Genomic DNA, 24,554 nt, shown 5'->3' on the forward strand with positions numbered 1-24,554 from the left:
TCCTTCGAGGATGAGCGACCGCGTTTTAAAGGTAGTTTTTATCGCCAATAAGAATTTGTTCTTCCGTGTACCGGAAACTTGTAAATTCTTATGTGGAAAGAAAACTTGCTTCGTAAGCATCATCTTAGAACGGCCGGCAGTACACGGCCGGTCACCTCTCCGAAGCCGACTCTGTAGCCGTCTCCCTGACACCAGCCGGTCAATGTTAAACAATCGCCATCTTCCAGCCAAACACGTTCATCGCCATTATCCAAATGTAGCGGCTCACTGCCACGCCATGCCAATTCCAACATGCTGCCTCGCGAATCCTTCTCAGGGCCGCTAATCGTTCCTGAAGCCAACAAATCCCCGGGCCGTAAATTGCAGCCGCCTATCGTATGATGAGCGATCTGCTGTGCCATCGTCCAATACAAATAGCTGAAGTTGCTGGCTGAGATACGGTCCGGGCGCTTCATAGAATCGCTCTGGAGATAAACCTCTAACTGGATATTGAACGAACCCGGAGTGCTCTGCCGCAAATATGGAAGCGGTTCTGGATCCTGCTTCGGAGCAGGAACGCGAAATGGTTCCAATGCTTCAAGAGTCACGACCCATGGCGATATGGAGGTAGCGAAATTTTTAGCCAGGAATGGTCCTAGCGGCTGGTACTCCCATGATTGGACGTCCCGCGCGCTCCAATCATTTACGAGTACAAGTCCAAATATATAATCTTCGGCTTCTTCAATCGAGACCGGCAGACCTTGTTCATTTCCTGTTCCAATCAGACAGCCCACTTCCAATTCGAAGTCCAGCTGACGGCTTGAGCCAAAGATAGGCGCAGCCGAGTCCGCCGGCTTCATCTGTCCTTGCGGGCGACGAACATCCGTACCGCTGATAACTATGGAGCTGGCTCTCCCGTGATAACCCACGGGCAGATGCAGCCAATTCGGCATAAGGGCATTCTCCTTGCCACGGAACATGCTGCCAACATTAGTTGCATGATCTTTTGAAGCATAGAAGTCCGTATAATCGCCAATCTCTACAGGCAGCAGCATCTCTACCTCGTTTTGAACATATATGGCACTAGCTCGCAGTTCTTCATTATCCCGTAAAGTTGGTTCTTCCGCATCCAGCAGCCGCCTAATGGCCCCCCGAAGTTCCTTCCAAACGGGACGGCTAAGAGACATTAGCGCATTCAACGACGGTTGACTAAACATGTTTTTACCGGACACCGCCGTCTGGTCAAAACAGCCGGAAGTGTCTAACACGGCCAGATCCAGCACATAATTCCCGATCGCAACGCCGATTCGCGGTAGTCCGCCTTTAAGGGGACGGAATACTCCATATGGCAGGTTTTGTATAGGAAAATGCGAATCCGGCTCCACTTCAATAAAAGAACGGACCATGCGATTAACTCCTCTGCTCCAGTAATTGAAATTCTCGCATCTCATCACGCGGTTCGTCGAAGCTGCAGCTCCCATAAGAGCTTAATCCCTCACTGCGCAAGGCCTGTATTTCACAAGAAGTCATAGAGAGATGCCTCCAAAGCAAGCCATCACTTGAAAATTTGAAACTTTCCGGATGCTCGTCTTCAATGATTTCCGCGATTTTCTGAATCTCCAACTTGTGCGAGTTGGCCAGTAATCCCGCAAAAAACACATTAAGAAATCCATGCATCTTCGTATTTACTTCATTGCGGTACACGCGAACAGGATGATGCAGTCCTGCTGTAAATTTAAGCGGGAGATCTCTGTCTCTACAGCCTGCCAGAACAAGGGCAACCTGATTAGCTGTAGGAAATGCTTCAGCCGTAATGCCTCCGGTTCTTAATTTAATCCCAAACCTCAATCCATTTGTTTCATTATATGCAGCAATTTCATCCAAAGCAGTGATTATTCTTGATTCCCATTCCTCATTTAACGCATATGTCAATTCGCAGAACGTCTGCAACCCGAGCTTAGAAGTCCCTCTTCCGATAGCCTCCAGAAGATGAGCTTGTAACGGAATCGGCGGCAGCGGTAAATCGAGCACACCAATCTGGGCTGCTGCTTGATATTGATCCCTAAACGATTGAATCTTCTCGAAACTTCCCGTCAACAGCTCCATACATTCATCGGCTTGTCGGCTTCGATTCCCGATGACGGACAGCATGAGTTGATTATCTTTTGAAAACATAGGCAAGTGAGTGACTAGCTCGTGCAACCGTGAGACAGGGATAATAAATTTGCCTAACATCCAGCTATCTTGATCGAGAGTATATACTTGGTAATTCCGGATTGCAGCTTCAATCGGCAGCTCTGCCGGAGGAAAAAGTCCTGCATAATCAATTAGCTTCTCCATGAAAATCCGAACACTCGGGTGCATCTCCGCGCCTCCTTTCATCTCCAACTAAAAATCAAATTTATAGATTCCCACGGCGGGCCTGTTCTCTTTCAATCGATTCAAACAATGCTTTGAAATTGCCTTCTCCGAAGCCTCTCGATCCTTTGCGCTGAATGATTTCAAAGAATAAAGTAGGACGGTCTACGATAGGCTTTGTGAAAATTTGCAATAAATATCCTTCATCATCACGATCAACCAGAATCTTATTTTCGTGAAGTTTTTGAATGTCTTCATCGATCGTACCAACCCGGGCGGAAAGCATTTCATAGTAAGCATCCGGAGTGTCAAGAAATTCTACGCCGTTAGCGCGAAGCTTTTGTACTGTATGCAAAATATCGTTTGTCAAGATCGCGACATGCTGAACGCCCGCGCCATTATTAAATTCAAGGTACTCTTCAATCTGTGATTTGCGCTTGCCGGTTGCCGGTTCGTTCAGAGGGAATTTAATTCGGCCCCCGTTATGCATGACTTTCGACATGAGTGCCGAGTACTCCGTACTGATATCCTTATCATCAAAGTGGATCATTTGCGAAAAACCCATGACGTTCTCGTAATAGGAAACCCACTCTTCCATCTGTTCCACATTTCCAACAACATGATCGACGCCAATCAGGCCCGTTTCCTCATAAGGAATCACATAATCAACCTGATGATAACCAGGCATAAAAATCCCCTTGTAATTCTTTCTTTCAACAAGTGTATGAACCGTATCGCCGTAAGTGCCAATAATTGCTTTTATGACTATACCGTTTTCATCCGTTAAAACTTGCGGCTCCTGAATCGGGATTGCTCCCCTGGAAATAGCCTCCATGTAAGCCTTTTCAACATCTTCTACACGAAGTGCAATGTCTTTTACTCCTTCGCCATGCTTTTTCACAAAATCGCTGATCGGATGATCAACTTTCAATGAACCGGACACGACAAACCGGGTTTTCTTTTGTTCCAGCACATAAGAAACTCTATCCCGCTGTCCTGTTTCTAACCCGGCATAAGCAACAATCTTGAAACCGAAAGCCCTGCTTAAAAAGTAACTTATTTGCTTGGCGTTCCCTACATAATATTCGACATAATCAAAGTCATGAATCGGGAAGAAATCCTGCTGTTTTTTGTTTTTGTTCAAAACTTCCTTTTTCATAATTTTTATAGCCTCCTTGGGAATAATATCCTATTTCTCTTGAGTATAAAGCGATTCAATAAATCCTGCAAAAACGTACGACAAAGTAAACACGTATCGACGCACATCCGCTTTAACATGTTAAAATGTCTCCTTCATTTTTCTTCCTCCTAAAGCATATGACAGCATATGATTTTACCGATCAAGATGACAAACTTCTACGTCATTGGTTCTATAACAAATGAGAAAAGCTGCCCCAAAACTGAACAATCTCAGTTTTGAGGCAGCCTTTCGGATTTGAGAACCATTCTACTCTATTCACCTTCATCCAACAGCTTTTGATACGCTATGGCCGCAAAAAGCAAAGCAGCTATCCCATATGACCAATTCCTGCCCCGTGGCATCCATTTATAACCCGCATAGGGAAATATGGGCACTGGGATCGTGGGTCCAGAAATTTCCGGCATATAGACACATCCATCCACCTTTTCAAAATGGTCAACCACACCTTGAAAAGCCTTAATGGCAGGCTCTTTATATCTTACATCCAGCCAACCCCTGCGAACACTGTGCAGCCAGCCGGCGGCAATAAGAGCTGTCGCACTGGATTCTCGATAGGTTTTGCCCACTTTATTAAGTACCGTTTCAAAGTACCCATCTTGCCGCTGGAAAGGAAGTAACGCCTCCGAGGTTTCCTGTAGTATTTCTATGATTCGATCTCTTTCCTGGTGCTCTGTTGGCAAAGTTTCAAGGATCATCGGCAATGCACAAATCACCCAACCATTGCCTCGACCCCAGAAAATCTTGCTTTTCGGAAAATGCGTTTTGGCCTTAACCCAATAACTGTGATACCAGAGCTTATCTTCCGCATCCTGCATATATCCCGCATAGAGTCTAGGCTGCCTTGCTGCAAAGTCCAGCAGCTCCTTGTCCCCATTTTCCACAGCATACCGCATTGGAAATACGCTAAACATCATCAATGAATCCACCCAAATCGATCGGGGATACCATTTGCCTTCCGGAGAGTTGCCCAAATGATTGACGGCATCATCCAGTATTCGAGGTTCATGCTTAATGTAGTTCAATACTTTATCCGTTAAATAGGCATACCCTGCGTTCCCAGTCCTCTTCTGCATGGCATAGGTAATTAACGCCGGTGCACTTGTGTCCGCTTGATCCACACGGGGTTCATGAGCAACATAGTAATCACAATAAGCTTTCGTAAAATGAAAATACCTGTCTTCCTCCAAAAACGCATCCAACTCCGTCAAGGCATATCCTAAGAGGGCCTCTCCCCACATCCATTTCATTTTCGGTTCAAATTGCTTTACTACACTGTCAGCTAACGCTAGCGCCTTAATAAAATAATCATCCCTCGCCATCATGCATGGGTCCTTTCACAACGATCAAAGTTTAGATACAAGCTGCTGTCCTCAAAGGCAATCCGGATCTCGTCAGGCTTTCTATCTGCCTTTACGTAAGGGGTGTCCAGCCTGTGATAGTCTGTTATGACCTTCTCACCGTCGATAACAAAGTCCCCTTTATATGTTAAAGCGTACTCACTGCTTCCCTTGTACATCAAGGTATTTTTGATGAAAACCACATTCCGTGAGCGAATGGTCTTCCTAAAAGAATCAAAGCTGCCGAAGGTCTCTTGGCTCCCTAACTCACAAATCCAGTAGGTGATTACTCCTTCCTGGATAATGTCTGAAGGATCCTCGGTGTTAACTTTGAATTCGTTTCTCCCGATGAGAGCGATATAGGTATCGCCCAACTTTCCAAACAAATAATTTTTCTCCAGCACGACTTCATCAAATTTATCCTGCGGAAAGTACGCATGCGTAAATGTAGCTCTTTTTCTTTCCATAAAACCTTTTCGTTGATCAATCTTATAAATGCTAAGGTGCACGTTCTTATCCTGTACGGAATGGGGAAAGATCCCACTTCCTACCCAATAGTCGGGCGAGAAATTCCGGTTAACATCTTGAAAAGCCGGTGCCCCGGGATGTGTAGTGAAGACGGTTACTATATTCGACAGCGTCGCCTGCCACACATGCTGCTGGTCGCCGAATTCTCCAGGATGATAGTTTTGAACTGTTGAAAGCATATAATCCTTGGTTTTGTATGTATACGAATTAGCCCTTTGAATCGCGATCCCCTGAGTCACTGGATTTAGGATTTTAACTAGGGACGGCAGCAGGCCAAACTTGATTAATAAAGGGTGGTTGATCATTTTAAAATCTTGTAAAAAAGGATTCTGATGCAGCTTCCATTCATTGAACACTTTTATGGCCATATTCACAGACTCTGGATTCGTAAAGCTCTCCATCGCCCATAAATACATCCCCGTCGTATCCATGTCCGTTAAATCGGCAAATTCCTCCTTGATCTCCTTTAAATCAAGCCCCATGGAATCCTTAATGATTACTTCTCCTGGTTCTTGCCCAATTTTTCGAATAACGTTAGGCAAGTCATATTGCTCCATTAAGATAAAATTAGAAGAGATTCTGGTATAATCATAGGCTTCACAATGACCATATCCCCAAACATACTCGCTGATTTCCAAGGTATCCTGAGCCATAGGATTTTTCTTCTGTGCTTCATAACAGCGTCCGCTGGTTGCGCCAAAAAGACCTTTATAGGAATGCATGCCCATATCAAGCAGAAGCAAATCCATGATCATTTTAGATTTAATCACAATTTCTTCATCCCTGCAGAAATCGATCAAAATAGCCAGAGGCGCTATATCTTCTTCATAGTAAGTATTGGAATGCCATTCTGTGAATCCATATGTAAAGCGATATTTCAGCCAGCGCAAAATGCGGATCTTTGCTTTTTCCAGATGTTCAACTCCTGACATGCTCGCGTTCGTAAAAATGTCATCGGGAAACAGCTGTCCAGCCAAATATTCAACCGAGGCAAATAGAATTTGATGATTTTCAGACCAATAGCACATGCTGTCATCGCCTGGTTCATCCATCCAGTACTTAAAGCTTAGAATAGTCTTTTTAATCCGCTCAAGCGTTGAATCACTTAATAAATGCTTATAGCTGAAAAGGGTCCGAATGATCGAGACCATTCTGAAATCCGCACAGTCATACCTGCCATCTATATATTCGCAAATATGATGAATTTGCTCTTCATGAATGGATCTCCCCTCATGAAGGACTTTTATATCTGGAAAGCATTTTGGCCCCATTTTAATCGTCATATCTACTTCGTCCATCTTGGGTGCCTCCCTAGTTATCTGTTCGAACGCCAATCAGTGTACGCTTCATTTCCTCTACCTCACCCTCGGATAAAGGACTTTCTTTGATATTCCCTCGTTTAAATTCCAAATAATGATTGAGCTTCTCGTGCATGTGTTGAGTCAAAGGGTACTTTCTCGCCATACTGAAAGTAATTAAGAGCAGGGCAAAAGGAATCACGGTAACAATTAATTTCAAACAAATGAGAACCGCATCCGGTTGATCCAGCATGATTTTCTTAGTAACACCTTCTATTACTTGTTCCTGGGGTTTCAAATACCCTGCAAAATCCAACATAGTGGATATGATAAAAATGCCGACTGCAGCTGAGAAATTCCGTAGAAATGTCATAATCCCGCCAAACGAACCCGCATTTCTCATGCCAAATGCCAGCTCCCCTACATCGGTTACATCCGGATACATCATCCACGGAATCACAATGCATCCAACGATGCCCAATCCCATGCATACGGCATTTACGTAAATCGACCAAGTAGGCCAATCGGGCCCAAGAAGAGCAATAAAGAGTACACCAACGCCCCATATCAGGGTGGACAGCATGAAGGTTTTCGCCTTGCCAATCGTATTAGCTAATTTCACAATAACAGGGACCATCGCAATTTGTGTAATCAACATGGCGCCTAATACATAGTTCAGCTCAGATGGTCTTTTCAGATAATAATTCATAAAATAGGCAAAAACTGTGGATATCACATCCATCGATAGAAAGGAAAACAGATAAATGATAATCAGAATTCGAAACGATCTAACTTTAAAAGGTGCTGTTAAAGCCGCAATGGTAAATCGTGATTTTTCCGTTTGCACCGTAACCCTCTCCTTGGTAAAGAAGAAAATTAGCAGGAAAGGTAACGCGAAGAAAACACCAAAACAAAGGGCCATGACCATATATCCCGTATCTTCATTTCCAAACATTTTTACAATTTCAAGAGGAAGCACCGCGCATAGAAGAGAGGAACATTGCGATAAAAAGAGACGTGTGCCATTGACCGTATTTCGTTCCTTGTAATCGGTGGTGATCTCACTGCACATAGCCGCATAGGGGATCATCACCATGGTGGAAATGGTTGAGTACAGGAGATAGGCAAACAATACATAGCAAAACTTGACCATTTCGTTGTCGCCCGAGATCGGATACCATAATAGGAAATATGAGATAATGATGCCGAAAAATCCTATGAAAAAATAGGGCTTCCTTCTACCCCATTTTGTCCTTGTATTGTCTGTTATAAAACCCATTAAGGGATCATTTACGGCATCCCATACTTTACTAACTAAAATTAGCGTACCAGCCATCACAGGTCTTATTCCAACAACATCGGTTAAAAAGATCAAAAAGAAAAAAGAAATGATGAGTTGGGCTCCTCCGCCAAATATATCTCCCGAAGCAAACGTAAAAATTTCAACCTTGGACAGTTTGTTTCCCGCTTTTTGCATGTTTTCGTTCCCCTTCATAATGCTTCAATGTCGCCAAATAAAGCGTTTACAAATTTTCCGTGTACCACTATAATACGTCTATTAAAGCGTTATCCCAATATGAAAGAGAGAGATGTAGATGAAACGGTGGTTACCTATTGCGATACTACTTACAAGCGTGCTTTACATTTTTGAACTTCGACCTGATCATCAAGCATTCAAATTCTTATTTAAATTAGTTCCGATGTGGCTGATTTTGTATTACGCTTACTCGCATATGCCCTCATCCAAAAAAATCGTACATTGGTTGATGTTAATCGGATTATTCTTCGGCATGCTGGGCGATGGGTTGATTATGTATTGGTTCGTTTCCGGGCTTGCCGCGTTTCTTATTGGTCATTTGTTTTATACAGCTGGTTTTCTCGTCCAATGGCGCTTTTCTTGGTTACGCTTCTCCTCGATCATACCGATCTCCATTTATTCGTTCATTATGGGCAGAGAGCTGTTGATCTCGCTCACGGAGCAAGGTAACGCTGGTCTAGCGGTACCTGTGTTGTTCTACATTATCGTTATCTCTCTTATGGGCTGGTCTGCCATTATGACTGGTAATATATTAGCTATCCTCGGCAGCTTCCTGTTCTTAATTTCGGATTCCATTCTGTCCTGGGACCTGTTTGTCTCCCCAATCTCCTATGCGGATTTCCTGATCATGACTACCTATTATAGCGCTCAGTTCATTATTGCTCGAGGGCAAACAGCTTCTGTAAATAATCGTTCATCAGAATACGCTCGGGATCCAGTTCTTCCCTGATCATACAGAAACGCTGCCACATCGGATACAATTCCTTCAACTGTGCGGCCTGTAGCGAATGTATTTTCCCCCAATGCGGCCTTCCGCCATAACGGAGGAAAATGCGCTCCATAGCTGAGAAATAGTCTTCATACGGCATGCCTTTATACATATGGACGGCAATATACGCGGAATCACGCTCATAGGCCGGACTAAGCCAAATGTCATCACCTTTCGCATAACGACACTCAATTGGAAAATGGACATTAAATTTCTCACGCGCCATCGTCTCGCGCATTTCTTCAATCACTGCGGGCATGGCTGCTGCGGGAATGTTATATTCCATCTCATTGAAACGAACAAGCCTTTCGGTTGCAAACAAACGGTGACTGTAGCCAACCTTGCGGCCGACAGGAGCTTGGGATGCTGAAAAGCGGCTAATCGACGGACTCAACCGCGGCAGCTTTCGGCACAATTCCGAAAGCAGATGGAAGGCTGTATTTTCCAGCAATACGTCACTTATATAATCCCGTACCTTATGGTTCGTTACCTCCGCGTTCGTCTCGTCCATCAACTTCACCTGGCACGGATCGGCATACGGAAACCAATAAAACTCGAAATGACGGTGTTCGTCAGCCATAACGGACAGCTGTTGTAAACATGCTTCCAGCGGGATTCTTCTGCTTTCATACGCCAACTTAAATGCAGGCTGAAGCCTAAGTGTGACTTGAACGATAATGCCGAGAACGCCAAGCGATACCTGCATCGCTTTAAACCATTCAGGGTGAGATTGCTCCGTACATTCAAGAACTTCTCCCGTACCGGTGACGATTGTCAGGCCTATCACCTGTGTGGCCATATTACCGAATTCGCGGCCGGTGCCGTGTGTTCCAGTGCTGATCGCTCCTGCTATGGACTGAACATTGATGTCCCCCATATTTTCCTGAGCCAATCCATGTTCGAACAACTTCTCCCCGAGCAGCTTCAACTTCGTACCTGCCCAAACCGTTGCGGTTCTAGCCTCAGGATCTACTCGGATAAGCCCCTGCATCCGATCAAGCGAAACCAATACGTCATTCGATGCCGCGATTGATGTAAAGGAATGTCCGGTTCCGACCACTCTCAGCTTTCGTCCTTCGTGTCTGCACATGCGAACCACATCAACAACTGCTTCAATAGAATCTGGATAAAGGACAGTTTGTGGCGATGCCTGAACATTGCCTGACCAGTTCGACCATGTCAACGAATCTTTTTTCATAGAAAGCATTCCCCCATCCCGCGGTATGTCGGATATTCTGCCACGATGCTGCCTTGCGAAACGGCATATAATGTGAGGAATCGTTCGCAGAGTTCTCCCGCTTTCGCGTGTCGGAAAAATACCGGATCACCGATCGCGAGCTGAACGCCAGCCTTGAGACGCAACGGTGTTTGGACTTCGCCAGCCCCTTCTTGTGGGAATAGTTCCAAACCTTCTGGTAAATAGGGCTTCGCTTGCTTGTCTATTCCAACTGCACCTGATGCTGTATACCCACCGCCCAAACACGTCACCACATCTGGCTTCGGACGCCGTACCACCTCTACCCCATAACCAACTGCGGGCTTATAACGGAACGAAGTATAATTGTCGAATAAGCCAGGTGCATAAAATCCGGAACCCGCTGTAATTTCCGTCACACACGCTTCTTCACGTGAACTTTCCATACTGCCGGTTCCTCCTGCGTTAACGAAGCGCAGCTGGACGTTCATATCCTTAAGCCCTTCCACGACTTCTTTTCTCCGCTTAGCCGCTTCTATTATGGAACGCTTCTTCAAGACTTGCACGATCTTATTTTTCAAGAAACCCCCGGGCACATTATCGCCTACGCCTGCAATTTGCGCCTCATATCCCATGATCCCTTCAAGCTTCAACCACGAAGATTGGATAATCCGTTGTGCAACAGGACACACATGATCCCATGAAGTAAGCGGCGAACGCCATACGCCGAAATGCAAGCCTGGATAATCCGCCGACATGTCGACATCGATACATAACGGAACGGAGACTTGCCGTACTTTCGCGAGCCGTTCGATGTGTTCGATTTGTTCCACGGAATCGACCATAAATGTGATCGAACGGCCTTCCCCGATGAACTCGATCAATTCGGTAATAACTTCTGGGTGCCACTGCGGATAGCCAAGCAGCAGATCGTCGAAACCTTGCTGGGCCAGGAAAGCGGCTTCAGCAGCGGTATAACACATAACACCCTGAAAGACAGTATCCATTGCCACTATTCGGTGCAACACATCGACGCAACGAATCGACTTGCTCGCTATCCTTACTTTCTTACTGCCGGCCGCCCGAGCGATAGCCCGTGCATTGTCATCCAGCATGTCCAAATCCACGAAAGCAAAAGGCTTCGGTACATGTTCAAAAATCTGCTTGTAATACTCGTAAGTTCCCTTCATCCCCTTGATTCCTTCCTTTGCAGCCATATATTAAGGCTTCAGCAGCTTGCGTATGATTTTAAGTCCAAGCTTGGATGACGGATAGCGGAAGGAAAAATCAAACTTCGTCGTCTGCTTCAATATACTCTTGCTGTGGGAGAATGTATGGAAGCTGCTCTCTCCGTGATACTGTCCCATGCCGCTTTCACCAACGCCACCGAAGGGCAAATAAGGCGTTCCCATATGCAGCAACGTATCGTTCATACATCCGCCGCCGAACGAGATGTTCTCCGTCACCAAATCCTGCACAGACTTGTTTTCACTAAATACATACAGCGCCAGCGGTTTGGGCCGCGAATTCACGATGTCGATCACTTCATGAATGTTGTCAAAAGTAAACACAGGCAGAATCGGTCCGAAAATTTCCTCTTGCATGACCGGCTTGTCCCAAGTGACTTGATCCAGTACCGTCGGTTCAATTCGAAGGGTCTCCCTATCCGAACGTCCGCCTATCACCGCGGTTCCATCATGAAGAAATTCGCAAAGCCGCTCAAAGTGTCGAGGGCTGACGATTTTGCCATAATCGGGATGCTGTAAAGGCTTCTCTCCATAAAAAGAAATAATCGCGTTTCTAATCGACATGATTAGCTTATCTTTTACATTTCTATGTACAAGCAAATAATCAGGAGCTAGACAGGTTTGGCCGCTATTCACGAATTTACCGAATGCAATCCTTTTGCCAGCCAGTTCCACTGACGCGTCATCATGAACAATACATGGACTTTTGCCGCCAAGCTCTAAGGTTACCGGAACGAGATGCTTCGATGCCGCTTCCATCACCATTTTACCAACCGCCACACTGCCGGTATAAAATATTTTATCAAAAGGCAGCGCTGTCAGCTCTCGACTTGCCTCCACACCGCCTTCCACCACTGCTATATAGGAGGCATCGAACGTATCTCGTAGTAGAGATGCCATTACAGCTGAAATGGATGGCGCTAATTCCGAGGGTTTAAGTACGGCCGTATTGCCTGCAGCAATCGCGCCTGCAAGTGGGGCAAACGCCAAATTGAACGGATAATTCCATGGCGCAATAATAAGAGCCGATCCTAAAGGCTCAGAAACAATGTAACCTCGGCTGCCGAAGTGAGTAAGCGCGGTTTTCACTTTTTTCGGCTTAGTCCAACTTTTCAAATGTTTGATCATGAAGGAAATTTCATTATAAACGAGACCTATTTCAAATGTATACGCTTCCAGTTCACTCTTATTTAAATCGTCGCGCAGCGCCTGTATAATCTCAGGCTCCCTCGCAACAATGGCCTGCCGTAATTTCTTCAATTGCATGATGCGGAAATCCGTTCTGCGAGTTGCACCGCTCTGAAAGTAACGTTTTTGTTGCTCCAACAGCTGTAATCCGGTTATGATAAATCCCTCGCTTTCATTTATATATCTTGATGGACGTCTTTATGAAACGCCTCATGGGTTGCCTTGTTAATTTTATATTATAGCATCATTTGCCGAGGACGTCGTGAAATTTCATGTATCAAATTAGGAGGCCAAAAAAGCTTAGTCCTTAGGATTAACCCTCAGACTAAGCTTTTAATTCTATTCTACCTCTTATTCATTCAAATATGTCGTTACACGGTTCTGAATCAGTTTAGCAACAGCTTCAGCCGATTTTTGACCTGCAAAGTAAGCTTTGGCTTCCTCAGCAATGATCGTTTGAACCTTGTTAAATAGCGTAAGCGGAAGACTCGCTTCAGACACCATAGTCTTAAGGGACTGAATATCCTTCTCTGTTACTTGGACGGCTCCGCCCTTCTGAACTGTTATCGTTCCTTTACCATTTGTCACTTCAGTTGCTAAATCAATGAGTTGTTTATCAGTAATCTTCTTGTTCACCGAGAAGCCATTGCCATTCACTTGCAGCCCAGGCATGGATTGCATCTCTTCAGACATCAGAAACTTCACAAAATCCCACGCCGTTCCTTTAATAGTTGAATTCGAATTCATAGCAATGTTACCAAGCCCGCCAAATGAAACTCCTGATTTCTGTCCTGCAGCATGTGGCTTCTGATAAATCTTTCCGTTTGTATAGTAAAGCCCGAGACGAGCCACGTAGTCTTTGGGGTTATAGATTTCCGATTGATAGAAAGTGGTGCCTTTAGGACCTGGATTTTCGGATGTTATGATTTTCTCGTCGTTCAAACTCTTCACACGATTGAGTAAATCGGTAAAGACTGTGGATTCGAAATTCGCCTTTGTTCCATCCACCAATTGGCCATAATTGTCGGATACTAGCGAGTTTAGCAACTGCACGGGCGGCGCAGCCAATGAGCTGGCGTGAACTCCTTTGGCAGCTAGCTGTTTACTTGTCTCCACAAACTGACTCCAGGTCCAATTCTTATCATCTATGGCTACCCCGGCTTTTTCAATACCAACTGCGTCGCCGAACAACAGACTCAAGAAGAACCGTGTTGGCAGAACATAGAGTCCGTCATTCATTTTTGAACTTTCGAATATGTTCGTATAGTAAAGGCTCGGGTCAAAGGTGCTATCCTTCTTCATTAGTTCGTCCAAATTAACGAATGCTTTCTTGTTCACGTATTTATCGATCGGCAAGTCAATGGTGTCCAGGGCGAACAAATCAGCTCCTTTACCTGACAATACTTGTGTCGTAGTCGTTTTTACGTATCTTTCAACCTCGGCAGGACTCATAGCTCCTCCGCCAGTTGCGAATGGTTTGAATTCTATTGTGGTGTTAGGGTGCGCTGCTTCATATTTCTGCTTTGCCTGCTTATAGAAATCAGTGACCGCAAGGACGGAAACAACAATCGTCTTCTTGCTGTCTTTATTTTCATCTTCGATTGTCATTGCTTTACCAGCAGGGCTATTAGCAGGACTACTCGGGCTTGTACTACTTCCGCTATTGCTGCTCGTCGGTTCGCTTTGGTTGACCGAGGTACTTTCATTGCACGCTGTCAAACTGAACACTACGACTAAACTCATGAGAATAAGAACCCATTTTTTCATATTTTCTTCACTCCTTATAATTAGTACATCTATTTAATTCTTTCTTACTCGACCACCGTCTGTGAGCGCTTCACTACTATCAGTAATGATACTTAGTCCAGGATACGCACCCTTTGTGACAATCACAGCATCTTCTGTGGATTCTCCTACCTCTATGAACACTTTGCGTACATGATAGGTGTTACCGAGTGGACTCTTGGTCTCTTCCAGAACAACCATATATTTGTTCATACTCTCACCATATACAGCTTTTTTAGGTAGAAGTAGGCCTTCGCCGGCCTCAGAACTTATACGAAATTCAACGTTTGCTTTTTCGCCGCCTTGTATTTCGGCATTTTGCACAGTCAAACTTACTTTTTTCATTTGCTCATCAGTAGCTTCAATCCCAGAAATGACACTTTCATAGGTTTTGCTTTCCCCTTTGATTTTGACAGCCATATCCTGTTTACCGCCTACCTCCAACTTGTCTGAGATCGCTGATGGCATTTGTAGAACTATCTGATAACCTAAGCTAGCATTTGAAATCGTTACATCAACCCCGGCGCTTCCAGAAACCAGTCCTTTCACAGCAGATAGATGTGAGATGACGCCTTCGAAAGGAGCTGCAATTTGACTTAGGCTTGCGAAGTCATCCTTCAACTCTTTTATTTTTCGCTCCTGCACATTCCTATCCAGTTGAGCAACCTCCAGATCTCGTTTGGCAGCGCGAATCTTGAGGTCATCCCCGCTTTGCACTGCTTCGATGTAGCGTTCTTGCATGCCTTCCATCAATAATTTCTGTCGGGATAATGAAGCCTCCTCATCGAGAATACGGCGCGATGCTTCTTTGCTCTCGTAGGTCACGAGAAGCTGTCCCTTCTCGACATGGTCCCCCGCCTTCACCATGACATCGTTGATCGTCCATCCGGACTTGTTGGAAAGTTCCACTAAGCTAATCGGCTGCAGATCACCACTGCCGCTGTACTGTTGAACTAGTGGTTCTGATTTCCCCTCTTCTGCCACAACCTTAGGTAAATTCAAGGTGAGAATTGTATTGCTATAAAGGGTAAGAATAAGTAATACAGCAATAAATAGGATCGAAGCCCATTTCATTTTTGGATTTAAACCAGTTCCAGCTTGATCAGAGACTTGGGTTTTCAATGTTATCCCCCTTTCCTAGATGTTTCCGTTGCACTAGCCTTTGATCCCAGACAACTGAACACCCTCAATAAAGTAACGCTCTGCATATAAGAATAGTAGTAACATAGGAGACATATACAGCATGGAAGCTGCGAAACCAATGCCTCGTGCTTCCTCTTGAATACGAGATAAGTAAAGCGATAACGGCTGTTTATATGCATCTTCCAAGAAGATCAGAGGTTGCTCGACCATATTCCAATAATCCACAAAGAGAAGTACGATAAGTGCGGCCAAACCCGGTTTAATCAAAGGCATGGTGATACGACCAAAAATCATAAGATGACCAGCGCCATCCATAATGGCTGCTTCAACATAGGAATACGGGATCGACAACATAAACTGTCTAAGCATAAAGACACCGAATGCAGCAAAAATACCTGGTAATACGATAGCACTAGCACTATTTAATAGGCCAAGCCGATCAGCAATAATATAGTTTGGCACCAAAGTAACTTGAAATGGCATAAGCATAACCATAACATAAGCAAGGAATAAGGTATCGCGACCTCGAAACCGGAGTTTAGCTAAGGCATAAGCAGCCAGCGAGCCCACTACAACTTGCCCGATAATCATAGGCATCACCAGGAATACCGAATTCCAGAACATGTTCAGATACGTTGGCGTTTCGAATAGAATCTTCCCGTACTGTGCAAAGGATACCCAATCGGGGATTAGTTTTAACGTGATGAATTGCTCTTTGCTATCTGCGGTCTTCTCAATCATTTGGCCAATCAAATCATAGTTGGTACTGATTTCATTCTCCGTCATCAACGAGTTCGTAAATGTGAATACAACAGGGAAAATCATACAGGCTGAAATGACCACTAATATCAGGGATAATAGACATTTATTTATCAAAGCTGATTTTTTCATAATCACTCCATGAATTGTCTGAATTTGCGCTCCAGCGTCATCATCCCAAGGACAAGAACAAATATCGCAATGACCATTAATGTTGCTGCCGCTGTCAACTTCTGAACATCAAGTGAGTAAAACATATTGTTCATATAATGCTGAAGCATATAAATACTGTCATGCGGGTAATCTCCTGTGATTAAATACGTCTCTCGGAAAATCTTGAATGAGTTGATGATCGACATGAGAATTACAAAAAATAAGGTTGGTGTTAAATAGATCAACGTAATCGAAGTTAGTTTACGGAAAGGTCCAGCCCCTTCCAAATCTGCCGTTTCGTAATAATCAGTTGGAATACTTTGCAGGCCAGCTAGAAATAAGATGATGTTATAGCCAACATTTTTCCAGAGGTAAGCAACGGAAATGACCACTCTCGCCCATTCTGTATTCATCCAGTCCATTCGATCTTGGCCAAAATGGTATAGCCAGCCGTTAAGCGCACCATTCCAATCGAACAAGATCTGCCAAACCATTACGATTGAGGCCACAGGTACAACAAGGGGCAAAACATAGGCGGTTCTGAGCCATTTGCGTATAAAAACATTCTGATTCAAGAGCAAAGCAAGAAGTAGTGAAATGACTATCAATAGCGGCACACTTATCCCTGTAAACAACAAGGTGTTCGCTGATGCCTTGCGGAAAGAATCGCTTGCTAACAACTCTTGATAATTGGCTAAACCTACGAACGAGCCATCAATCGTACGATCCATAAAGGAGTAAACGACACCTATAGCAAATGGGATTAAATAAAAGATAGCGAACCCGACGATACTTGGTGCAAGAAAACCAATCGCTACGACACTTTGTTTTCGTACTAACTGTTGCATCTTCATTCTTGTGAACACCTACTTCAAACTTATTTCTCACTTGATGAACCTTACTAAGAGCATACCCTGCTGAAATCAAGAGAAAGACAAGTTAAAATAAAGATGAGATGAATTTTAAGCCGCGGCACAAAAAAATCCCTCATCAGAGAGGGATTTTTCCAATTTACATTAATCTGTCGTTGTGAACCAGTCGATGACTTGGCTTCCTAAAAGCCTTCGATGTCCTTGATATTCATCATATAACTTCAATGTATATTTTTTCAGGAATTGTTGCTGGTAGATAAGATCTTTCTCATTGATGTCTATGCGGAAGCCCTCATGCATACCTAATAACAGTCTCATTTGACCAGATCGATCATCATCCATAGCTTTAGGTTCAAAATCCTTAACATCAAACGCCCGTTCAAACGAGGTCTTCCCGTTGTGATCTTCAAACGCGAGGACAAGTTTATGCCCATCTAGATTCGTTTCAGCGGTTAGATCTTTCGTTAATTCGTAATTAAACTTTAGCGTAAGTTCGCTAATCCCCTGATTATTCCCAGAAATTGATGTGCTTATCTGACTTAATGACAGGTTATAGGGGTAAAGCATAATTTCCTTTAGCAACGGTTTAACTTCATTTGCATCTTCTGGCAGCCAATAAGCCGCGGGCTTCACATACATCATCTCTTCATCAGTCGCGGTGGGGATCGCCTCACCTAACACAAGCTGCAGATCCTCTGTCGCGTAATCTTTCGGCAAGCGCGTCCAAGCATTGAGCTGTGCTTTACCAGATGGGCTTATCTTCTGATTTACTTCATCCAATGTTGCTGGGAAGATAGAACCGTCCTTTGAGCGAAAATACGCGACTAATTTCGGGAGGTTGGAGAAGCGCTTTTCTAGATTTTCCACACGAACTTGTGCAGTAAATAAATCGGATGAACTTCCTTTGTATACCGCGGAACCATAAACGGCATATCGAGTTCGCCGTCCTGGGTCACTGATCATGTGCGTTTCGAATTTACGTATGTAAGGCGTGGTTTGCAGCTCTTCCAAATTGGAAAAAGTAAGCAAATCTTGCAATTTGGAGTCGCTTTCCTTCTGCTGTAAGACAAGTTTCAGATCCGAGAATGCGTACGTATAAGGAATTTTTCCCACGAATTGGACATCTACATGATCGCCAGAACCAATTCCTATCGTCTTGGCCATACGAATCATTTCTGCCTCCACTTTCACGCCACCATCCAATAGGAAATAACCTGTTACCTCAGGGATTGGCAGTGATTGATCGCCTTTATTACCAAGAGTCACATTCGCAGAGAGCATGTCTAGATCGTTCAATGGCAAGCGTTGTAGCTCATTTAACTGAGTCGTATATATCCCATCAGTGTTGGAAAATGTATATTCATGGCCTATTGTCTTGACTTCTTGCATGGTCTCTGGTGGTAATTGGAACGTTGCCACGGGCATGTGCCGCTTTAGATCCGAATCCAAGCTAGTCACAACAAGCTGCCAGTTATCTGTATCTACAGAAACAGGAATGGATCCAGAGAGTTGAAGTTCTTTGGCATCATTTGGGCTGATGGTCATGTCTTTCAAATCTTTTGCTTCTAGGGGATGGATTCGTCCATCCACTGTGCGGATGGCAAAGGTGAATGTAGGTACAGTAACTTGATAGGCTCCTTCGTTCTCCATATTGACATAGAGAGTCGGTAAGATATACCTCCCATTCGAATTCGTTTCTATTTCGGTTATATGTGCTTTGATGTTGACATCATTCATTCGAATGACTTGGCTTTCACCAGCCGGCACCGTAGTTGTATAGCCTTCTGGGATCGTTAATTCACCAATCGTTCGTTCATAATTCGTCTGATCGAAATCCCATTGAATGAATTGAAAGATAAGCTCCTGCAGTTTAGTTGAACCATTTACCGTGGCATAAAAGCTTAGATCTTGACTCGAATTTGGCTGGATCCGCTTCTTGTTAAAATCTTGTGGATTTAGTTTAACGGGAAAGGTTTTGCCTGAACTGTCCTTCAAACGAATCCAAACATCATTAAAACTTAACTCACGATTAGCATTATTGTGAACAGTAACGGTGAATGTCAGTAATTGCCCTTCTTGCTCTGGTATCATTTGAATATTCTTGAGATCAAAGCTGCTGTCAGCTGTCCAAGCCACGGTACCGACTTGAGCTTGGACACTGCTCTGCCCTCCATCTGCATATGCAGGTACATGCAAGCTAAATGTACCTGCGAGCGTCATAGAAGCAACGATAATTGGGATGATTGATTTTCTCATTGGGATCGCCTCAATTCTAGATAGTTTACAATTCTCAACTTTTCTTATTCGTCAAATACCGATCCATCACCACAACAACTTCTGCTCTACTCATACTCCGATTAGGCATGTACTTTGTCGTTGAGATGCCGTCAATGAATCCAGCTCTTTTAAGTGTGTAAACGGCCTTTGCCGACCACAAGGTGTTTGGAACATCGGTAAATCCGATCATTTCCTGCGGTTTCACAATTGCATCAGTTAGTTGATTACTCAGCAATCTTAGGAGAATCACCGCGGCTTCTCCCCGAGTGATAGAACCATTTGGTTTAATCGTTCCATCCTCATAGCCTTGAATAACTTGAGCTGCAAAAGCTTTCTGCATTATGGTATATCCCCAAAACGATTTAGGCAGGTCTTTAAAATTGGATTCCTTGGGATTCGGCGTTGTAGCAACTAAGTCCATTTGATCTAGCAATGTGATGAATTCAGCACGAGTCATTGAACGATCTGGCTGGAATAGACCATTCACGCCATTTATCAGATTACGATCATTTAGTCGTAATATAGCTGGGCGGGCCCAATGGTTCACGGTATCCGGAAAAACAACGGACACGGGCTTTACTGAATTATCTTTGTCACTTTTGTTAGTATTGTTGTTACTGTTGTTGTTACTGTTGTTGTTACTGTTGTTGTTACTGTTGTTGTTACTGTTGTTGTTACCTGAGTTTCGAGATCCTAAGAATAATTGAATACCCTTACTTATCCCTGTAGCTATTCGAGTGCGAAAATTAGAATCGGCCATCTTTAAAGCATCGCTTGGGTTAGATAAGAACGCGGTTTCCACTAAGATACTGGGAACTTTTCCGGATCGCACCACTTTTGAGGCATCCGCAACCAGCCCTTTATTCGTTAAACCTGTAGATTTCAAGAGATCATCAAGTACATTCTGTGCCAATTTCTTTGACACGGGTGTAAGTGCGCTCATTTCTGGGCTTGCCGGGTAATCTTTTTGTGGATATGCGGAATCATAATAAAGGATTTGAGCTCCGTTTACTTGCGTAGTCGGGTTGCTATTCGCGTGGACCGAAACGAACAGTTCAGCATGCTGAGCATTGGTAAACTGAATGCGTTCGTCTAGTGTAAGAAATCGATCATCCGTACGCGTCATGGCAACCTCATGACCATTGCTTATCAAGTCATTTTTAAGTTTCAGGGCAATATCTAGAACAACATCTTTCTCTTTCAATCCGGTTGCGCTGCTCGTGCCAGGATCATTCCCACCATGCCCAGCATCTATCACTATTTTGGCCGCAAAGATCTCGGACGGAAGCGAAATGACCAATAGTAGTGAAGCGATTAGTACTTTACTTGCCATTTTCATGTATGCCATGTACCTCTCTTTATCTGTCTTTCATTAGGTCATTTGCTATTCTATTTGCCAAATGCAAAGTTTAAGTGGAGTCTAGATAAAGATGAAATGAAGAATTTGTCGAAAAAAGATTAGGAGAAATAGGAAATAATGCCTTTCGTAATTGCTGCAGCTGCCTTGTTTTGAAAATCAGGTGTTTGCATTCGTTGTTCATCCTCTCGATTGGAAATATATCCTAGTTCCAGTAAAAGGGACGGGCTTTGATTGTCTCGAAGTACACGATAATCACCCTGCGCCACGCCGCGATCTCTAGTATCTATATTTTGGTCGAAAATCTCCTCATGGATTAGATTTGCTAATTTTCGATCTGCTGGTTTATTGTAATAAGTCGTTATTCCAGCTACATCGTTACTGGTAAATGCATCAAAATGGATACTGATAAATAAGTCGGCCGCGTTCTTATCGGCGATCTCCACTCGTTCCGCAAGCGTCAAAAACTCATCCGTTTCACTTGTCAATACAATGTTCGCGCCTGTTTTATTAGCTAATTCCTGCTGGATATTTAATACCGTTTGTAGCGTTAGATCTTTCTCATGGATGCCTGTTTGTCCTGTTGCACCTACATCTTTGCCACCATGCCCAGCATCAAGTACGATCGTTTTCCCTTCTAAAAGACGGTTTTCTTTATTCATAGCGTTGCTAGTAGCCGATTGTACAGCGGACTGTACGTGAACAGCAGACTCTACAGCAGATTGTAAAGTTGTTTCATTATTCTTAAACAGACTGTTCGCCTGTGCGTTATATACAATGAAGCCGGAAATAAGTGTGCTAATTGCGGTGATGGCAAGAATTCCATTCTTTTTCATAGTTCGATCTCCTCTCATGATGCAAACTCTATCTGGCTGAAACTTTCATTTCATAGAGTTATATTAATAGAGGTAGATGAACTTAAAACGGAGTTGAGATAAAGATGAAATGAAGAATTGAAAAAACAAAAAAACCACCTTCCAAGACGTATGAAAAAACGTCAAGAAAAGTGGCTGCTCAGGCTTTATTCAAATAGAAGTAAAACAAAACCCCGTCTTCCGTATTCGCCGCGCCAAACTCAGCACCATGTAATTCTAAAATATTCTTTGATATGGCAAGGCCTAAGCCTGTTCCGCCTTGTGATCGATGGCGAGCCGAATCACCGCGGTAGAAACGATCCCACACTTTGGCCAACTGATCCTCGGGGATATGCGCTCCTTTATTTTCGATACCAACCTTAACGGCCTCCCCTTCTTCACGTAACGTCACATAAATATGTTCATCTTCCGGTGAATAACGTTTCGCATTGGTCAGAAAATTAGTAATCACTTGCTCGATTCGGTGCTGATTGGCCATGACTTCAATGGAGAGAAGCTCCATGTGTACATGCAGTCGTTTACTGCTGAATTCCAACGATAGCTTTTCACAGATTTCCTCGATAAGCTTATCGATGCTGAACGCATCCATCTCCATTTTATAGGTACCCGATTCGAACTTAGCAAGCTCCAGCATATCCACGATCAAGAGGTTCATCTTATCGACTTCTTTATTCATGGCTTCGAAATAATAATCGGTCTTCTGCACAGCAACGCCATCTTGAAGAATAGAAATACAGCTCTTCATGACACTAAGCGGCGTCTTTAACTCATGGGATACTCCTGAAATAAACTCTTTTCTAGTGCGTTCCAATTGTTTTTCTTTCTCAATGTCCTGCTGCAGCTGTTCAATATAGGAATGAAGGGTTAAGGAAAGTGAATTGATATTGCGAGACAAATCACCAATTTCATCATTAGATCTAATCGTAATCGTTTCCGAAAAATCTAATTGTGCAATTCGTTTCGTTGTTTGGTTCATTTTCAATAAAGGTCTGGCAATCTTGATCGTATAGTACAAGGAAGCAAGAATAATCAGGAATAAAACTAACGCAATCATATACACATAATAATCTTTAAGCATTTGTACGGCTTCATCGACGGGCTGCAAGGAGGCCATGGAAAAGATGTAGTTGGGTATGCCAGCCTGATCTTTAATCGGCTCAATAAAGATCTTATACTTTACGTCATTTTGGGAGAAATCAAGAATTTGCGGGCTATCCAAGTTGTTCGACTCATTAAACAACAAGTTCGCTTGAAACTCTTTGATTCTGTCCATAAATAAACTGTTCGTATAAATGAAGCTGGAAGATTCATTCCCGCTTGGGAACTGAACTTTAGTAACCATTCCACTAAGTGTAAGCCCAGGGAAGTCGACATTTCCTTTCTTTGAATACTTAATATCTAACGTGAGTTCATCCAGCATTTTCGTTATTTTCTCATTAACCCAAACGAAATTACTTTTTTCAACTTGCAAACGATAGGGAATGAATACAGAATCCTTTTTATACTCCGCTACAATGACACGAGCCTTGGGAGCCAACATCGCAATCGTTTGGCTTGAAGTTTTATTCAACACCTCATTGATATTAATCATCTGATACAGTGGTACTGTGATCGTTTTGCCAAGATACGCATTGTCGGTTTTAGGTGAATCAATTTTCACCTCTATATAAAAATCATTCGAATTTTTCAAGTTCCCCTGGCTATCAAGTGTTGTAATCCAGGTATCGTTTTGTCGATAGAAATCTTGCTCAAGCTTCTGAATAGCCAGTAAATTTCCTGCACTATGAACAAACTCATTTTTAAATGTTTGGATATTCGTCTGAATATCCTTGACCTTTCTGTTCTCGTAATATTGTTTAAAAAATATCGTTTGTCCTACATAAATCGTCGCAAGGATGAAAAGGCATAACATGGTTGTCAATGTAAATAATTTGATGACAATACTGATTCTCATGCTTTCCCCTCGAACTTATAACCTGTTCTTACTATGGTTGTGATCAGCTTCGCTTTATCCCCGAGCTTGCTTCTTAAATTTCGAATATGCGTATTCACTGTACGATCATCTCCCTCATACTCATAACCCCATATTTTCAGAATAAGCTGCTCTCTGGTAATGACAATGCCGTTATTTTGCATGAAATACGCTAAGATTTGGAACTCTGTATATGTCAGGTAAACAGATTCACCATCAACAGTTACTGTCCTTGACGGGATATGAATGCTAATTCCTTTTAAAGTTATGGAATCGTCATTGGGGGAATCGGAGGCATTGGTTGGTCGCTCTTCCCTCATCCTGCTGTCAATTAGACGCTTAGCCCTAGCCATTAAGACAGGTGGACTATACGGTTTGGTCACATAATCATCTGCACCCAGCTCAAACCCCAGTAACGTATCATCCTCATCTACTCTAGCAGTCAGCATGATGATGGGAACATTAGATGTCTTCCGAATTCGCCTGCAGACAGACCAACCATCTAACTCAGGAAGCATGATATCAAGAATAATTAATTGAACATCATGATCTTGAAATAAAGTTAAGGCCTCTTTCCCATCTGCTGCTTCTAGGACCTGATAACCTTCATTCAGAAGATAATCTTTAATAATTTCGCGTAAAATCTCTTCGTCTTCTACGATTAGTATGGTTGTTTTTTGCATTAGCCCCTCCTACGCCGCCGTTGTTCACAAGAATAAGCATC

The 24,554-nt window shown here is 43.5% G+C and carries 19 protein-coding genes; 1 reads left to right on the forward strand and 18 read right to left on the reverse strand.

Features of this window, described 5'->3' with window-relative positions; genetic code table 11:
• Window positions 1-119: 119 nt before the first annotated feature.
• The 6 genes from fahA to AC58QC_RS26720 all read right to left on the reverse strand — a co-directional run bounded on the left by fahA (window position 120) and on the right by AC58QC_RS26720 (window position 8,178).
• Window positions 120-1,385: a fumarylacetoacetase gene (gene fahA, locus AC58QC_RS26695; protein WP_497418089.1), complete on the reverse strand. Its 1,266-nt coding sequence runs from the start codon at window positions 1,383-1,385 to the stop codon at window positions 120-122.
• A gap of 4 nt (window positions 1,386-1,389) precedes the next feature.
• The gene (locus tag AC58QC_RS26700; RefSeq protein WP_497418090.1) at window positions 1,390-2,343 is read right to left on the reverse strand and encodes a hypothetical protein; all 954 of its coding nucleotides are present in this window, start codon (window positions 2,341-2,343) and stop codon (window positions 1,390-1,392) included.
• A 37-nt stretch (window positions 2,344-2,380) separates the two neighbouring features.
• A complete protein-coding gene (gene hppD, locus AC58QC_RS26705) occupies window positions 2,381-3,496 on the reverse strand; it encodes a 4-hydroxyphenylpyruvate dioxygenase (RefSeq protein ID WP_497418091.1) in 1,116 nt (371 codons plus the stop codon).
• 293 nt (window positions 3,497-3,789) lie between these two features.
• Entirely contained in the window at window positions 3,790-4,860 is a 1,071-nt protein-coding gene (locus AC58QC_RS26710) for a glycoside hydrolase family 88 protein (protein WP_497418092.1), read from the reverse strand.
• Complete coding sequence (locus AC58QC_RS26715; protein WP_497418093.1) at window positions 4,857-6,701, reverse strand: hypothetical protein; 1,845 nt, start codon at window positions 6,699-6,701, stop codon at window positions 4,857-4,859. The genes AC58QC_RS26710 and AC58QC_RS26715 overlap by 4 nt, the downstream gene beginning before the upstream one ends.
• 13 nt (window positions 6,702-6,714) lie before the next feature.
• Window positions 6,715-8,178 (reverse strand): MFS transporter, encoded by a 1,464-nt coding sequence (locus tag AC58QC_RS26720; protein WP_497418094.1) that lies wholly within the window; start codon window positions 8,176-8,178, stop codon window positions 6,715-6,717.
• Between the two features lie 118 nt (window positions 8,179-8,296).
• Between AC58QC_RS26720 and AC58QC_RS26725 the strand changes: the two genes are divergently transcribed.
• Window positions 8,297-8,968 carry a lysoplasmalogenase gene (locus AC58QC_RS26725; protein ID WP_497418095.1) on the forward strand — a complete coding sequence of 224 codons (672 nt, stop codon included), beginning with the start codon at window positions 8,297-8,299 and terminating at the stop codon, window positions 8,966-8,968.
• On the opposite strand, the gene AC58QC_RS26730 is transcribed toward AC58QC_RS26725, so the two are convergent.
• The 12 genes from AC58QC_RS26730 to AC58QC_RS26785 form a co-directional block, all read right to left on the reverse strand.
• Complete coding sequence (locus AC58QC_RS26730) at window positions 8,895-10,214, reverse strand: D-arabinono-1,4-lactone oxidase (RefSeq protein WP_497418096.1); 1,320 nt, start codon at window positions 10,212-10,214, stop codon at window positions 8,895-8,897. The genes AC58QC_RS26725 and AC58QC_RS26730 overlap by 74 nt on opposite strands.
• Entirely contained in the window at window positions 10,202-11,419 is a 1,218-nt protein-coding gene (locus tag AC58QC_RS26735) for an amino acid deaminase/aldolase (RefSeq protein ID WP_497418097.1), read from the reverse strand. The genes AC58QC_RS26730 and AC58QC_RS26735 overlap by 13 nt, the downstream gene beginning before the upstream one ends.
• A gap of 3 nt (window positions 11,420-11,422) precedes the next feature.
• Window positions 11,423-12,778 carry an aldehyde dehydrogenase gene (locus AC58QC_RS26740; protein ID WP_497418158.1) on the reverse strand — a complete coding sequence of 452 codons (1,356 nt, stop codon included), beginning with the start codon at window positions 12,776-12,778 and terminating at the stop codon, window positions 11,423-11,425.
• A gap of 210 nt (window positions 12,779-12,988) precedes the next feature.
• Window positions 12,989-14,404 (reverse strand): ABC transporter substrate-binding protein, encoded by a 1,416-nt coding sequence (locus AC58QC_RS26745; protein WP_497418098.1) that lies wholly within the window; start codon window positions 14,402-14,404, stop codon window positions 12,989-12,991.
• 33 nt (window positions 14,405-14,437) lie between these two features.
• Window positions 14,438-15,544: an efflux RND transporter periplasmic adaptor subunit gene (locus AC58QC_RS26750; protein ID WP_497418099.1), complete on the reverse strand. Its 1,107-nt coding sequence runs from the start codon at window positions 15,542-15,544 to the stop codon at window positions 14,438-14,440.
• Between the two features lie 33 nt (window positions 15,545-15,577).
• Window positions 15,578-16,456, reverse strand: a complete 879-nt coding sequence (locus AC58QC_RS26755) for a carbohydrate ABC transporter permease (protein ID WP_497418100.1) — start codon at window positions 16,454-16,456, stop codon at window positions 15,578-15,580.
• Window positions 16,457-16,458: 2 nt separating this feature from the next.
• Window positions 16,459-17,331 carry a carbohydrate ABC transporter permease gene (locus AC58QC_RS26760; RefSeq protein WP_497418101.1) on the reverse strand — a complete coding sequence of 291 codons (873 nt, stop codon included), beginning with the start codon at window positions 17,329-17,331 and terminating at the stop codon, window positions 16,459-16,461.
• Window positions 17,332-17,493: 162 nt separating this feature from the next.
• A complete protein-coding gene (locus tag AC58QC_RS26765; protein WP_497418102.1) occupies window positions 17,494-19,605 on the reverse strand; it encodes a hypothetical protein in 2,112 nt (703 codons plus the stop codon).
• Window positions 19,606-19,639: 34 nt separating this feature from the next.
• Entirely contained in the window at window positions 19,640-20,974 is a 1,335-nt protein-coding gene (locus tag AC58QC_RS26770; protein WP_497418103.1) for an N-acetylmuramoyl-L-alanine amidase, read from the reverse strand.
• A 110-nt stretch (window positions 20,975-21,084) separates the two neighbouring features.
• The gene (locus AC58QC_RS26775; RefSeq protein WP_497418104.1) at window positions 21,085-21,819 is read right to left on the reverse strand and encodes an N-acetylmuramoyl-L-alanine amidase family protein; all 735 of its coding nucleotides are present in this window, start codon (window positions 21,817-21,819) and stop codon (window positions 21,085-21,087) included.
• A 178-nt stretch (window positions 21,820-21,997) separates the two neighbouring features.
• Window positions 21,998-23,812 carry a sensor histidine kinase gene (locus AC58QC_RS26780; protein WP_497418105.1) on the reverse strand — a complete coding sequence of 605 codons (1,815 nt, stop codon included), beginning with the start codon at window positions 23,810-23,812 and terminating at the stop codon, window positions 21,998-22,000.
• Complete coding sequence (locus tag AC58QC_RS26785) at window positions 23,809-24,513, reverse strand: response regulator transcription factor (RefSeq protein ID WP_497418106.1); 705 nt, start codon at window positions 24,511-24,513, stop codon at window positions 23,809-23,811. The genes AC58QC_RS26780 and AC58QC_RS26785 overlap by 4 nt, the downstream gene beginning before the upstream one ends.
• Window positions 24,514-24,554: the final 41 nt, after the last annotated feature.

The organism is Paenibacillus sp. J22P51, assembly GCF_059692215.1.

Excerpts from the sequence above, each read along its gene's own strand:
- fahA (WP_497418089.1), bottom strand. The coding sequence starts at position 1,385 with ATGGTCCGTTCTTTTATTGAAGTGGAGCCGGATTCGCATTTTCCTATA.
- AC58QC_RS26700 (WP_497418090.1), bottom strand. The coding sequence starts at position 2,343 with ATGCACCCGAGTGTTCGGATTTTCATGGAGAAGCTAATTGATTATGCA.
- hppD (WP_497418091.1), bottom strand. The coding sequence starts at position 3,496 with ATGAAAAAGGAAGTTTTGAACAAAAACAAAAAACAGCAGGATTTCTTC.
- AC58QC_RS26710 (WP_497418092.1), bottom strand. The coding sequence starts at position 4,860 with ATGATGGCGAGGGATGATTATTTTATTAAGGCGCTAGCGTTAGCTGAC.
- AC58QC_RS26715 (WP_497418093.1), bottom strand. The coding sequence starts at position 6,701 with ATGGACGAAGTAGATATGACGATTAAAATGGGGCCAAAATGCTTTCCA.
- AC58QC_RS26720 (WP_497418094.1), bottom strand. The coding sequence starts at position 8,178 with ATGCAAAAAGCGGGAAACAAACTGTCCAAGGTTGAAATTTTTACGTTT.
- AC58QC_RS26725 (WP_497418095.1), top strand. The coding sequence starts at position 8,297 with ATGAAACGGTGGTTACCTATTGCGATACTACTTACAAGCGTGCTTTAC.
- AC58QC_RS26730 (WP_497418096.1), bottom strand. The coding sequence starts at position 10,214 with ATGCTTTCTATGAAAAAAGATTCGTTGACATGGTCGAACTGGTCAGGC.
- AC58QC_RS26735 (WP_497418097.1), bottom strand. The coding sequence starts at position 11,419 with ATGGCTGCAAAGGAAGGAATCAAGGGGATGAAGGGAACTTACGAGTAT.
- AC58QC_RS26745 (WP_497418098.1), bottom strand. The coding sequence starts at position 14,404 with ATGAAAAAATGGGTTCTTATTCTCATGAGTTTAGTCGTAGTGTTCAGT.
- AC58QC_RS26755 (WP_497418100.1), bottom strand. The coding sequence starts at position 16,456 with ATGAAAAAATCAGCTTTGATAAATAAATGTCTATTATCCCTGATATTA.
- AC58QC_RS26760 (WP_497418101.1), bottom strand. The coding sequence starts at position 17,331 with ATGAAGATGCAACAGTTAGTACGAAAACAAAGTGTCGTAGCGATTGGT.
- AC58QC_RS26765 (WP_497418102.1), bottom strand. The coding sequence starts at position 19,605 with ATGAGAAAATCAATCATCCCAATTATCGTTGCTTCTATGACGCTCGCA.
- AC58QC_RS26770 (WP_497418103.1), bottom strand. The coding sequence starts at position 20,974 with ATGGCATACATGAAAATGGCAAGTAAAGTACTAATCGCTTCACTACTA.
- AC58QC_RS26775 (WP_497418104.1), bottom strand. The coding sequence starts at position 21,819 with ATGAAAAAGAATGGAATTCTTGCCATCACCGCAATTAGCACACTTATT.
- AC58QC_RS26780 (WP_497418105.1), bottom strand. The coding sequence starts at position 23,812 with ATGAGAATCAGTATTGTCATCAAATTATTTACATTGACAACCATGTTA.
- AC58QC_RS26785 (WP_497418106.1), bottom strand. The coding sequence starts at position 24,513 with ATGCAAAAAACAACCATACTAATCGTAGAAGACGAAGAGATTTTACGC.